At 61.3% G+C, this 12,549-nt stretch carries 13 protein-coding genes; 12 read left to right on the forward strand and 1 reads right to left on the reverse strand.

Going from position 1 to position 12,549, the window contains the following annotated elements:
* On the forward strand, window positions 1–782 hold a 782-nt coding region (locus tag ACXWUF_RS10005; protein WP_458494530.1), incomplete at its 5' end, for a hypothetical protein.
* Between the two features lie 83 nt (window positions 783–865).
* On the opposite strand, the gene ppk1 is transcribed toward ACXWUF_RS10005, so the two are convergent.
* On the reverse strand, window positions 866–3,196 hold the full coding sequence (ppk1, locus tag ACXWUF_RS10010; protein ID WP_458494531.1) for a polyphosphate kinase 1: 2,331 nt from the start codon (window positions 3,194–3,196) through the stop codon (window positions 866–868).
* Between the two features lie 225 nt (window positions 3,197–3,421).
* Between ppk1 and ACXWUF_RS10015 the strand changes: the two genes are divergently transcribed.
* The 11 genes from ACXWUF_RS10015 to kdsB all read left to right on the forward strand — a co-directional run.
* Window positions 3,422–3,622: a hypothetical protein gene (locus ACXWUF_RS10015; protein ID WP_458494532.1), complete on the forward strand. Its 201-nt coding sequence runs from the start codon at window positions 3,422–3,424 to the stop codon at window positions 3,620–3,622.
* A gap of 486 nt (window positions 3,623–4,108) precedes the next feature.
* A complete protein-coding gene (locus tag ACXWUF_RS10020; RefSeq protein ID WP_458494533.1) occupies window positions 4,109–4,984 on the forward strand; it encodes a Kdo hydroxylase family protein in 876 nt (291 codons plus the stop codon).
* Between the two features lie 227 nt (window positions 4,985–5,211).
* Window positions 5,212–5,976, forward strand: a complete 765-nt coding sequence (locus ACXWUF_RS10025) for a hypothetical protein (RefSeq protein WP_458494534.1) — start codon at window positions 5,212–5,214, stop codon at window positions 5,974–5,976.
* Window positions 5,977–6,361: 385 nt separating this feature from the next.
* Window positions 6,362–6,961 carry a nitroreductase family protein gene (locus ACXWUF_RS10030; RefSeq protein ID WP_458494535.1) on the forward strand — a complete coding sequence of 200 codons (600 nt, stop codon included), beginning with the start codon at window positions 6,362–6,364 and terminating at the stop codon, window positions 6,959–6,961.
* A gap of 120 nt (window positions 6,962–7,081) precedes the next feature.
* Window positions 7,082–9,064: a DCC1-like thiol-disulfide oxidoreductase family protein gene (locus ACXWUF_RS10035; protein WP_458494536.1), complete on the forward strand. Its 1,983-nt coding sequence runs from the start codon at window positions 7,082–7,084 to the stop codon at window positions 9,062–9,064.
* Between the two features lie 42 nt (window positions 9,065–9,106).
* Window positions 9,107–9,745 (forward strand): MotA/TolQ/ExbB proton channel family protein, encoded by a 639-nt coding sequence (locus ACXWUF_RS10040; protein ID WP_458494537.1) that lies wholly within the window; start codon window positions 9,107–9,109, stop codon window positions 9,743–9,745.
* Entirely contained in the window at window positions 9,742–10,170 is a 429-nt protein-coding gene (locus ACXWUF_RS10045; RefSeq protein WP_458494538.1) for an ExbD/TolR family protein, read from the forward strand. Before ACXWUF_RS10040 ends, ACXWUF_RS10045 begins: the two co-directional genes overlap by 4 nt.
* Before the next feature lie 89 nt (window positions 10,171–10,259).
* Window positions 10,260–10,724: a hypothetical protein gene (locus ACXWUF_RS10050; protein WP_458494539.1), complete on the forward strand. Its 465-nt coding sequence runs from the start codon at window positions 10,260–10,262 to the stop codon at window positions 10,722–10,724.
* A 14-nt stretch (window positions 10,725–10,738) separates the two neighbouring features.
* Window positions 10,739–11,797 (forward strand): tetraacyldisaccharide 4'-kinase, encoded by a 1,059-nt coding sequence (lpxK, locus tag ACXWUF_RS10055; protein WP_458494540.1) that lies wholly within the window; start codon window positions 10,739–10,741, stop codon window positions 11,795–11,797.
* 88 nt (window positions 11,798–11,885) lie between these two features.
* Window positions 11,886–12,095, forward strand: coding sequence for a Trm112 family protein (locus tag ACXWUF_RS10060; protein WP_458494541.1), 210 nt, complete (start codon window positions 11,886–11,888; stop codon window positions 12,093–12,095).
* A 6-nt stretch (window positions 12,096–12,101) separates the two neighbouring features.
* Window positions 12,102–12,549 (forward strand): 3-deoxy-manno-octulosonate cytidylyltransferase (gene kdsB, locus ACXWUF_RS10065; protein WP_458494542.1); only part of this gene is annotated, 448 nt, incomplete at its 3' end.

The raw sequence follows: 12,549 nt of genomic DNA on the forward strand, positions 1-12,549 counted from the left end.
CGGTCACCCGTCTGCCCGGCGAGTTGGAACCCAATGAGACCCAGGTCAACGCGGTCCCTTTGACCAGCACCGAGGCGGTCATCGCGCAGCTCGCGGCGGTGGATGACCTGGACTACTACTACGTGGACAACAACGCCAGCAAGAACCCCACGGGCACCGTGCCGATCTATTTCGGTTGCGCGGTGGCGGACACGTCCGGCGTGAATTACGTGCTGTCCTATTACAACTCGAAGGGCTTATTGCAGGGCAATTACACCGTCAACGCCGCCAATTGCTCCACCCTGCCGAAGACCACCACGGATAGCACGGCGACGACCACCACGCCGGCCACCAATGGGTTCAAATTCGACATGAAGACGCCCAGCACCGACCGGTACTATGTCCTCGTATCCGGCCCGGCTGATCGGGATGCCGCGAAGTTCAGCGACGCCGACTACAGCATCAGCACGTTCCTCAATGTGTCCAGCCTGATCTCGGCCACCAACACCGGGGTTCTAAAAACCGCCGCCATCGTGGATATGAAAGCCGTCAACAAGGACAGCTTCACCATCAATATGGCCCAATGCGGAAAAGGCGTGATTAGGTTGGCGGGCAATAAGCTGAATCTGGTCGGGCTGGATAAAAACGCCCAGATACTGGTTCAGATTGGCAAGTGGTCGTGCCTGACGAGTCCGGCGGAATTGACCGTCAACACCTCCGACTCCACCAAAAAGACTTACGTTTATCCAAAGCCGCCCACCCCGGCCACCAAGCCACAGACTGGAATCAGTGGCGGAAGGTAGCGCCAACCTAAGCCAAGACGCCATTCGCCGGTTCCCAACGCCTTCGGCCTGGGAACCGGCCTCAACGCCCCGCCTGGCTGCGGCTACTTTCTAAACCTCTCCAACAGCACGGCCTGCGCTTGGATTCCGACCTGGCCCTGCCGCGTCCGCCGCGTGTAGACGCCATCGGAATTCAACACCCACGCCTGCCCATCGTCCTTCAGGTAAAGCTCCAAGTCGTCCCGAATGCGGTCGGACAGCTTCTTATTCTCGATGGGGAAGCACGCCTCCACTCGGCGGAACATATTGCGGGCTAGGAAGTCGGCGCTGGCGGCGTAGACTTCCGGGTGCCCGCCGTTCTCGAAGGCATAGATGCGGCTATGCTCCAGGAACCGGCCAATGATGGAACGCACTTCGATATTCTCCGAAATGCCGGGCACGCCGGGCCGGAGGCAGCAAATGCCCCGCACGATCAGCTTGATCTCCACCCCCGCCATGGACGCCCGATAGAGCGCCTGGATCAATTGCGGCTCCGCCACCGAGTTCACTTTGATGATGACGCGGGCGGGCCGCCTCGCCTTGGCGTGTTCGCTCTCCCGCTGGATTTTCCGCAATAGGGTCTGGTGCAGGCTGAACGGTGCCTGCAACAGCTTGTTCAGCTTGCCCACCTTGCCCAGGCTGGTGAGTTGCACGAACACCTTGCGCACGTCCTCGCCCAGGGCTTGGTCGGCGCTCAACAGGCAATAATCGGTGTAGAGGCGGGCCGTCCGGGGATGGTAGTTGCCGGTGGCGAGGTGGGTGTAATAGCGCAGATTCTTCCCCTCCCGGCGCAGGATGAGCAGCATCTTGCCGTGGGTCTTGTAGCCCACGATGCCGTACACCACCTGCACGCCCGCCTCCTGCAAGCGGGTCGCGAGGGAGATGTTGGCCTTCTCGTCGAACCGCGCCCGCAGCTCCACCACCACGGTCACTTCCTTGCCCGCCCGCGCCGCCCGGAGCAGGGCGTCCACGAACGGCGAATTCGGGCCGGTGCGATAGAGCGTCTGCTTGATGGCGACCACCTGCGGGTCGTCCGCCGCCTGGCGGATCAGTTCGATGACGGGATTGAAGCTCTCGTAGGGATGATGCAGCAGGATGTCCTGCTTCCTGATGGCGTCGAACAAGTCCCGCCCCCCGGCCAGCAGCGTCGGGCAGCCCGAGCTGAACGCCGGATACTTGAGGTCGGGCCGGTCGATGAGGTCGTACACCTCGCGGACCCGGCTGAGGTTGACCGGGCCATCCACCTTGTAGAGCCGGTCCAGCCCCAGGCCGAACTGCCCCAATAGATAGCCCGTGATGGACTCCGGGCAGTTGTCCGCCACCTCCAGCCGCACCTCGTCGCCATAGTTGCGGCTGCTCAGTTCGCCCTCCAGGGCGCGGAGCAAGTCGTCGATTTCCTCCTCATCCAGATACATTTCGCTGTTGCGGGTCACGCGGAACTGATAGCAATCCCGCACCCTCATGCCGTGGAACAACTCGCCCACGAAGGCGTGGATGATGGACGAGAGGAACGCGAAGTCATTGGGGCCGCTCTCGGTCTCGGCCTGAGGCAGTTGGATGATGCGCGGCAAGGAGCGGGGCGCTTGCAGAATCGCCAGTTCGATGTCCCGCCCGAAGGCGTCCTTGCCGGCCAAGGAGATGATGAAGTTGAGGCTCTTGTTCAGGATGCGGGGGAACGGATGGGCCGGGTCCAGGCCGATGGGGCTGAGGATCGGCAGCAGTTCCTCCTCGAAATATTGCTTGAGCCACGCCTGCTGGGAGGCGTTCCACTCGGTGCGGCGCAGGAAGCGGATGTCCTGCTCCTCCATCAGGGGCACGATGATCTGATTGAACACCCGGTACTGTTCCGCCACCAAGTCATGGGCGCGGGCGCAGATCGCCCCCAAGGTCTCTTGGTGAGTCAGATTATCCGACTCGCTACGCGCCGCCCCCAGATCGGCCCGCTGGATCAAGCCCGCCGCCCGCACCTCGAAGAATTCGTCCAGGTTCGAGCAGGAGATGCACAGGAAGTTGAGCCGCTCCAGCAACGGCGTCTGGTCGTCCATGGCCTGCTCCAGAACCCGGCGGTTGAATTCCAGAAGGCTCAATTCCTGGTTGATGTAGAACCGCCCATCGGCCAGGTTGACCGCTTCGCCCGCCATCGTGTCGGGTGCCCTGCCCTCTTCCGAAGCCGTCGGTTTCTCGCGCAACTCCAGGGTGTCGGCCTCCTTGGCCATGTCGCCAATCATGTACTTGGCGGCGCGGATCATGCGCGTCGCCTTCGGCTTGTTGAAGCCCGGTATTTTGACCAACTGGTCCACATCCGAGTTGGCGAGTTCTTCCACCGAGAAGATGCCATGCTCCGCGAGGATGGCCCGGGTGGATTTGCTGATGCCTTTTACGTGGTTGATAATCAAGGTTGTTTCCCGTTCGATATGTGACACGCCGACAATCTTACCCCACGGGTTCGGCGTATGCATCGTTCCCGCCCCACCGTCAACCCGCGCACCCCGGAACTTTTCGGAAACCATCTGGTCCCACCCGGCGCCGATCCGTGTCTCGCATACTATCAACGTATTGCCAGACATAAGTGTTTAACGGTATTTCCCAAGAAACCTCAATAACTTCAAGGGTAAACCTTTATGGCAGGAACCAGAGAATTACGCATCACCCGCGAACTGCTTGATTGTTTTCGTCGAGACATCCACAGCGGCCACCCGCTGTTTTCGATTCGCGCAATTCAAGCGCTGAAGGAATGCATCGAAGGCGGCGGCAGTTTCGACTGCGAGGCGACCCGACTGAACGCCTTGAATCTGTACAGTGTTGTCGCCCCCCGACAATAATTGTGCGGCATTCAAATAAACCATCCCGTCCAATCCTCATAATAACCGGCCCGTGAATTCATGGTTGATCCAAAATATTAATGGATCAATCTGGATTGCGGGCCATTTCATATCCGCCAAATTCCCCCGCTCGTTACTTAATGGATACCTGATTCGCTCCACCAAAATCAGGGTATTCGTACGTATTCCAGCACCACCTCCATTCAGGCACCTTTACCCAACCGAAAAATTACTTATTAAGGTTTAATTAGTTTTCCAGCATCCAATTATTTAACCACTATTCCAGCCAATTCCATTAAATAGTGGCAACAAGCGAATAACATCCCCTTCAATGGAGTTATCCCTTGCGTTTAATTTCGGCACACGGACCCACCGCTCCCTGAGTTACACTATTGCCAGGCTCCCTATGCCTCATTGTGGCGGAGCGGATGCGCTAAAGAACAAACCCACCGGACAAACCGGATACACCGTTTATCGGAGAACCCCGTGAGCCTCGATATTATTCATGAATGCGGCCTGGACACCTGGAATCCCAGCGACTTGGCCGACGGTTTGGAATCGGTGCTGGAAAGCGGCGGCGTGCTTTATTTTCCGCACCTGGGATTCCGGTTTGCGGAAGACGAAAAACGCTTCCAATCCGAGCGATGGTCCGACGGCAAAGCCAAAAACATCAGTTATCGCGGCCCGGCCAGCCCGTTACAGGGCGCCCGGGGCACGCCGGAGGAATTGGCCCACCTCAAGGCGGCCTTGGCGCGCTACGCGGATTCCGCCGAAAGCCTGGTCAAAGCGCTGTTCCCCCATTACGCCCCGCATCTAAAGCGCGGCTTCACCTCCTACCGGACAGCCCCGGTCGAGGGCCGCGTGACCAGTTGGCGGAAGGACGACACCCGGCTGCATGTGGACGCCTTCCCGTCCAATCCGACCGGCGGCCTGCGGTTATTGCGGGTCTTCGCCAACGTCAATCCGCATGGGATGCCGCGTGTCTGGCGGGTGGGCGAGCCATTCGAGCCATACGCGCAAAAGTTCTTGCCGCAAGCCCCCAAGCCTTGGCCCGGTTCGGCCTGGTTGATGGAAAAGCTCGGCCTCACCAAGTCCCGGCGCACGCGGTACGACCATTACATGAATCAGCTCCACGACTTGGGCAAGGCGGACCTGAATTATCAGGCGTCGTCGCCTCAACTGACTTTCCCGTTTCCCGCAGGCACCGCCTGGGTGGTTTACTCGGATCAGGTGCTACACACCGTCGTGTCCGGGCAGTACCTGCTTGAGCAGACCTTTTATCTCGATCCCGGCCACATGGCCCGGCCCGACACCGCGCCGCTCCGAGTGCTGGAGCGACTGACGGGGCGGGCGTTGATATAGCCACACAAAATCGGGCTAAAGCCCGACCTACACCCCATTGCGCAAGCATGTAGGTCGGACTTCAGTCCGATATTGCCCCCCGGACGCGAACGGATTCCGCGCCATAACGGGGGGTTCATTGGAATTCATCCGACAGGGAGGTCGATATGCAAGACAGGAGTCACCGATGGTCTCTATTAATCACACTCGGCGCCCTGACATCCCCGCCACTCGCGGCGGACGGCGTCATGTCATGGGCGACCCCGCTGCATTCCATCCAATGGTTCGACCAACAACCCGCCTTGCCGCCGCTGGATAGCCCCCTGCTGTTCGCCCGCAAAAGCGACGGCGACACCTGCCACGACTGCACCCGCGAAATCATGTCGCTGATCTACGAGCAGCCCGCCACGGACGCGGCGGTGCATTTATGGCCGCTTTACATCCAGATCGACACCCTCAGCAACGCCGGTTCCGCCACTGGCACCAACGCCCGCATTTATAGCCGGGGCACCGGCTGGACCGCCGCCCATCACGGCGAGGCCATCGCCTACCAGCCCGGCTCCACCAACATCGCTTTCAACGCGGAGCTATCGCCGATGGTGTCCGGCAGTCGGCTGATTGGAATCAACCTCCTCGCCAAGAATGGCTATGGCGATACGCATCCCGGCCAGCGTTCCGACGAGGCGGTCAACATCCAAAGCGACGAGGGAGCGGGCTGGGCGACCGGCATCAAGTTCGAGCATGTCCGCACCGGAACCGGCATCGACTTCGGTCCCGAGTCCAGCGGCGACAGCGCCATCCGCATCCGGGGCAGCTATGCCGTGGGTCTCGACATGGGCGACACCCACATCCGCCTGAACACCGGGGCGCGGGTGTGCTTCGACGGCGGCGATCAAGTGTGTATGCGCTACAACCCCCGCAAGAGCCGGTTGGAAATCTTGAATGGCGGCAGCGTGTTGGGCTATTTCAACGCGAACGGGGCGAAGGCGGCGGGCCGTTGTTTGAATTGCTGAGAGCGTTCCAGCATTGCGTGGGGTGGGGTTGCGGCCACTGCCATTGAGTTAAGGATTTTTGTTCCCTCTCCCATCGGGAGAGGGTTAGGGTGAGGGGATGCCCAAAAGGATTTTTTCCGCCGCTACCCCCATCAGCTCAAGCGGGCCAGCGGATCAAAAGGGAGGAAAACCTGTTTTTTGATCCCCCCTCACCCCAACCCTCTCCCGCCGGAGAGGGAGAAAACGGGAGAATTCCTACTGCGCGGTTGCCCCGCCATCACCCGCCCCAATCCCACGACCGCATTCTTTTAGCGGTACAATTCGCCCGCTCGCGCTTGTTTAGCCATCGAAAAAACGGCCCACCGGGCCTACCCTACGCTTACCATCCCACCCCGAGCCTCCGACCATGTTCGAGAAAAAAGCCATCACCCAGACCGAAATCGCCGACGTCCTCGCCCTGCGCTGGAGTGGCCGGGCCTATGACCCGGAGCGTCCCGTCGAGCGGGAAAAACTGACCGCCTTGTTGGAAGCCGCCCGTTGGTCGCCCTCCTGCTTTGGGGACCAGCCTTGGCGGTTCTTGATCTGGGATCGGGCCGCCGATCCCGAGCTATGGCAACGGGCCTTCGACTGCCTGTCCGAAGGCAACCGCGTTTGGGTCGCACGGGCGCCGCTGTTGATGCTGGTGTCTGCCGACAGCCAATTCACCGATGGTCGGCCCAACCGCTGGGGCCAGTACGACACCGGGGCCGCCGCCATGAGCCTGTCCGTCCAAGCCACGGCGCTGGGGCTGATGGTCCATCAAATGGGCGGCTTCGACGCCGCCAAACTCCGCGCCGAATTCGCCGTCCCCGAGCGGTATACCTGCATGGCGATGCTGTCTGTGGGCTATCAAATCGCCGCAGCGCGGATGCCGGAAGAGCTGCGGGAACGGGAATACGGGCCGCGCTCCCGCCGGGCCTTGGGCGAGAGCTTTTTCCTGGGGGAATGGGAAACCCCCTTCGAATAACGCCATGACAACCACGGCCAAACTCCCGGCGGATGGGCGGGGCCGTTTGGACGCCTCCTTATAACCTCATAGTCAATAAGTGATTAGCCGCTGGCTAAGTATCGCCTCCCGCCATATACCATGCACAAAACAATTCTCCGATTCATCCAGAACAACCTCGACAAGAAGGTTGCCACCACCGGCTTGGGCGTGTTCCGCATTGGCTTCGGCCTGGTGGCCCTGCAGGAAATCATGTTCCTGTTTTACTTCCGGCATTTGATTTTCGATCCTGTCCCCTATTTCGACCGCGCCTCGCCCATTCTGCATTTCTTCTTGCTGGTCTGGATATTTATCGTCGCCTGCCTGATTGTGGGGCATCACACCCGCAAGATGGCGTTCACGAATTATCTATTCTGGGTGATATTCGTGGTATTCACCCCCATGTGGCAGGATTTCGACGGCGGCTTCGACCAATTAATGACGGCCACCAGTTTCCTGCTGATATTCCTGCCCACCGAACGCGCCTTGTCGCTGGATAATTTGCGGCTCAAGCTGCGCTATTCCACGCCGGGCCTGCGCTACCAGCCGCCCCGCGACACCACGGTGCTGTCCTATATTCTGCCGGCGGGTATTTCGCTGGGGTTGTTATATTTCGATTCCGGGCTGCATAAACTCTCCGCCGAATTCTGGCGCAATGGCATGGGTTCGTGGCTGCCGCCCACCATGCCCTACTATATGTCGCCCCTGGACATGACGCCGCTGCTGAACATCAAGCCGCTGGAAATGTTCGTCGGCTACGCCATCATCGTATTTCAGTTGATATTCCTGTTCCTGTTTGCGCTGCGCCCATTCCGGGTGCCGCTGTTATTGATAGGTGCCACCTTCCATATCGGCATTATCCTGTCGCTGAATGTGTATCCTTTCGGCTTCGCGATGCTGATTCAATACATTTTGCTGGTGCCGTTCAAATGGTGGCGGGGCATTGGCGATTTCCTCCGGCTGAAACAACCCGCGCTGACGGTTTTCTATGACCAGCAATGCCCGCTGTGCAATCGCACCGTTATAATCATCGAGCATTTCGATATTTTCCGGGCGATTGATTTCAAAGGCTTGCAAAGCCATGCCCGGCAATATCGGCGGCTGGATGCCATTCCCGATGCAACCCTGCTGACCGACCTATACGCACTGGATAAGAAAGACCGTTTATATTCGGGTTTGGATACTTACATTCAGATACTCTTGAAAATGGGCTATCCCGCTCTGGTGGGACTCGTGCTGCGCTTGCCGGGCGTTTACCGGCTGGGTCGGCGGATTTATCGCAATATCGCCGATAACCGCGAACGGCTGGCCTGCGGCGAATCCTGCGAAGCGCCGCCCGTGCCGGCCTTCGAGGACGAGCGCCCCTTCCCGAAGCTGTTCGCCCGCTACGCCGCCAACGACCGGCAGGTGGCCCAGCGCATCGCCAAGTTCCTGGTGCTGCTGCTGGTGCTGCAACTCAACAGCACCATTCATTACGGCGTGCTTTACCGCTGGGCGGGCACCCGCCCCAAGGACGCGGGGCTGGCCCTGCTGGACCACATGAGTGATTCGGTCATCAACTTCTCCCACACCTTCCTGGGGGTTTCGCCCCACGCCCTGTACATGCACGACCATTTCCAGGGTTACGAGCATATCCTCGCCATCGCCTACCGGGACAAGGCGGGCAAGGAAACCTGGCTGCCCTTCGTCAACCCGGAAGGCCGCTTGCTCTCGCCGAATTGGGGCCGGGTGCAATCCATGTGGGCCAACGTCGCCATCACCAAGCACATGAGCCGCGACCGGCTGGAAAAATTCATGCGGAAGATCACCGCCTATTACGGGGTGGAGATGGGCGTGAATCTGTCCGACGCGGATTTCGTCATCAAGATGAAGGAGGTCCGGGCGCCCATGGATTGGGAATACGACCTGCGCCACAAGAACATGGCCCAGCCCTGGCAGGACATCGGCACGCTGGCTTGGCGCGCCGATGGCGTGAGCCTGGACATTCCGAGCCTGGACGTGGCCCAACTGAAACCCGCCAGTCCCCGCGCCGAACGGGACCGGAGTCCGGCGGCATTGTCCACCGTGCCCGCGCTGTCACGGTAGGATAGAATCTGACGATTCTTATTTTTTGGGGAATCATGGATCGTGTTTGAAATCATCAAATCGGGCGGCTGGATGATGGTGCCCATCGTCGGCTGCTCCGTCCTCGCCCTGACCATCATCGTGGAGCGCCTGTGGGCCTTGCGCACTCAGCGGGTCATGCCGCCGCAGTTATTGCCGCAGATATGGAGCCTGTACCGTAAGAACCAGCTCGATAATATCCAGATACGCAACCTGAAAGCGGGTTCGCCCCTGGGCGCCGTGCTGGCGGCGGCGCTGACCAGCATCGCGGAGGGCCGGGACGCCATGAAGGAGAACGTCGAGCAGACGGGGCGGCAGGTGGTCCACGAACTGGAGCGCTACCTGAACACCCTCGGCACCATCGCCTCGGTGTCGCCCTATCTGGGCCTTCTGGGCAGCGTGCTGGGCATGATCCAGGTGTTTTCCACCTTCTCCACCGCCGCTGGCCTGGGCAATCCGACCCGCTTGGCGGGCGGCATTTCGGAGATTCTCATCGCCACCGCCGGGGGCTTGGCCGTCGCCATTCCCAGCCTGATTTTCTACCGCTATTTCCAGGGGCGGGTCATCGAACTCGCCGTGCAAATGGAAGAGGAAGCGCTGCGGCTCATCGAGGCGCTGCACACCGCCCGCAAGGAAGAGCATCCCATCGGGCCGGTGTCATGAATTTCCGCCCCCACCGCCGGGAGTCGCCCGAGCTGAATCTGATACCGATGATCGACGTGCTGATCGTGCTGTTGATCTTCCTGGTGCTGACCACCACCTTCAGCCGCGAGGCCGAATTGCAAATCAGCCTGCCGGAGGCCTCGGGCGCTCCGCCCAGCGAGGACAAGGCCGGCGAGATCGAAGTGGTCATCGACCACCAGGGGCACTACATCATCAACAGCCGCCAGACGGTGAACGAGCGCATGGAAACGGTGCGGAAGGCGCTGCGGGAAGCCGTGGGCGAGAAAGCCGACCCACTGATCGTCATCGACGCCGACCGCAACGCCACCCACCAGTCCGTCATGACGGTGCTGGACGCCGCCGGTCAGCTTGGCTACAAGCACGTCACCTTCGCGGCCAAGGACGAGCCGGGTGGCGGACCTTAGCAACATCACCCGGGATGAGAATTTGAACGGCGTTGTCAGCGTCTTAATTTCGTCGCGCCCAAAGGCGCCCTCACTCATCCCGTGACGCCATGAAAAAGCCCACCCTTTCCGTTCTGTTAATCAGCGCCTTCATCGCCACCGCCGCCCAGGCCGCCTGCGATCCCAAGTCGGAAAACTTGTTTGCCTGCACCGTCAAAAAATCCGGCAAGCGCGTCGAAGTCTGCGCCACCGCCACGGCCATTCAGTATTCGTTCGGCAAGCCCAAGGCCAAGCCCGAACTGGCGCTGTCCGTGCCCAAGAATCAAGCGTCCACCTACCAGTGGGAAGGCTTCGGCCGGGTCATGGCCTATTCCGTCAACCTCCCCAACGGCGAGGTGGAATACCGCGTCTATGCGGGCAGCGAAAAAGCCACCGAGGAGAACCCGGACGGAACCTCCTTCGCGGGCGTCCATGTGGTCAAGAACGGCCAGCAAATCGCGGAGATTCAGTGCGTCGATGGCACGGTGACAGCGGCGCTGGAAGGGCTGAAATTGCGCCGGGCGGAAGAATGGTAGAGCGGGATTAGCCGATGGCCCTCAAAAACCGCTTCGAGCAATGGCTGCAAGCCCAGTGGTACGGCCAAGCCGCGCCGAATCCCGGCCTACGGCCCCTGGAGGGACTGTACCGCCGGGCCGTCGAAGTGCGCCGCCAAGCCTACCGGGATGGCCGGAAAAAAACGGAGAAGTTGCCGGTGCCAACCCTGGTCGTCGGCAATCTCACCGTGGGCGGCACGGGCAAGACGCCGCTGACCATTTGGCTGGCCGGGTTCCTCAAGCAGCAGGGCTGGCGGCCCGGCATCGTCAGCCGGGGCTACGGCGGCGCGACACAGCCAGAACCCCTGGCCGTGACCGCCGCCACCGATCCCCGGCACGCGGGCGACGAGCCGGTGCTGATCGCTCGCCGCACCGGCTGCCCGGTCTACGTGTTCCCGGCGCGGGCGCAGGCGGCACGGGCGCTGCTCGCCGCCACCGACTGCGACCTCATCATCGCCGACGACGGCTTGCAGCACTACGCCCTGGCCCGCGACATTGAAATCGCCGTGATCGACGCGGCGCGGGGTTTCGGCAACGGGCGCTGTCTGCCCGCCGGGCCACTCCGGGAACCGCCGGAACGGCTTGGCTCGGTGGACTTGGTGGTGTATTCCGGGGAGGCGGCGGCGGGCGGCTACGGGATGGCGCTGGAGGGCGGGCACGCGGTGAGTCTTCGGGACGAAATGCTCCGCCGACCCCTGGCCGACTTCGCCGGGCAACGGTGCCACGCGCTGGCGGGCATCGGCAACCCTGAGCGCTTCTTCGCCCATCTCCGGCGGCATGGCTTGGCCTGCGAAGGGCGAGCGCTTCCCGATCATCACGCCTACAGCAAGGAAGACCTGGAATTCGCGGGGGCGGCCCCGCTGTTCATGACCGAGAAGGACGCGGTCAAATGCCGAACCTTCGCGGGGCCGGCACACTGGCATGTGCCGGTGGAGGCGAGGCTGCCAGAAGAATTCGGCGGGGCGGTGTTAGGATTACTCGCAGCCCGCTCCAACAGTTCCCATAGGATGGGTGGCGCTTTAGCGAAACCCATCATGCCACCTAGCCCGGAGTGATGGGTTTCGCTGCGCTGCACCCATCCTATAGCTACTGCTCGGGAACCAGAAAACAACAACCAAACCAACCATAAAAGGCAAATTCAAAATGGACAAAAAACTACTCGAAATCCTCGTTTGCCCGGTCTGCAAAAGCGACCTCGCCTATAAGCCGGAGCAACAGGAATTGGTCTGCAAGGCCGACAAGCTGGCCTATCCCATCCGCGATGGCATCCCGGTGATGCTGGAAGTGGAGGCGCGGAAGATCAGCCTGGAAGAATACGACGCCCTGCCCAAGAAGACCGAACTGGTGGAGTGAGCCGCCGTGGCCGAATTCAAAATCGTGATTCCCGCCCGCTATGGCTCCACCCGGCTGCCCGGCAAGCCATTGCTGCCCATCGCGGGCAAGCCGATGATTGTCCATGTCTGCGAACGGGCGCTGGAAGCGGGCGATGAGGTGTTCCTCGCCACCGACGACGAGCGCATCGGGCTGGCCGTGGCGGGCCTGCCGGTGCGGGCGGTGATGACCCGGCCCGATCACGCCAGCGGCACCGAGCGCATCGCCGAGGTGGCGGACCTCTTGGGCTGGCCGGACGACGCCATTGTCGTCAATCTGCAAGGCGACGAGCCGCTGATGCGCCCGGCCTTGATCCGCGACCTAGCCGCCGCCCTGGCGGGGCAACAGGAAGCCCAGGTCGCCACCCTCGCCGCGCCGATCCGGGCGCTTGATGAAGCCTTCGCGCCCCAAGCGGTGAAAACCGTGCTGGACCGCC

The sequence above is a fragment of the Methylomagnum sp. genome, assembly GCF_054333355.1.

What these genes read in the sequence shown, in the direction of transcription:
- ACXWUF_RS10015 (WP_458494532.1), top strand. Translation starts at nt 3,422, where the DNA reads ATGGCAGGAACCAGAGAATTACGCATCACCCGCGAACTGCTTGATTGT.
- ACXWUF_RS10025 (WP_458494534.1), top strand. Translation starts at nt 5,212, where the DNA reads ATGTCATGGGCGACCCCGCTGCATTCCATCCAATGGTTCGACCAACAA.
- ACXWUF_RS10030 (WP_458494535.1), top strand. Translation starts at nt 6,362, where the DNA reads ATGTTCGAGAAAAAAGCCATCACCCAGACCGAAATCGCCGACGTCCTC.
- ACXWUF_RS10035 (WP_458494536.1), top strand. Translation starts at nt 7,082, where the DNA reads ATGCACAAAACAATTCTCCGATTCATCCAGAACAACCTCGACAAGAAG.
- ACXWUF_RS10045 (WP_458494538.1), top strand. Translation starts at nt 9,742, where the DNA reads ATGAATTTCCGCCCCCACCGCCGGGAGTCGCCCGAGCTGAATCTGATA.
- ACXWUF_RS10050 (WP_458494539.1), top strand. Translation starts at nt 10,260, where the DNA reads ATGAAAAAGCCCACCCTTTCCGTTCTGTTAATCAGCGCCTTCATCGCC.
- lpxK (WP_458494540.1), top strand. Translation starts at nt 10,739, where the DNA reads ATGGCCCTCAAAAACCGCTTCGAGCAATGGCTGCAAGCCCAGTGGTAC.
- ACXWUF_RS10060 (WP_458494541.1), top strand. Translation starts at nt 11,886, where the DNA reads ATGGACAAAAAACTACTCGAAATCCTCGTTTGCCCGGTCTGCAAAAGC.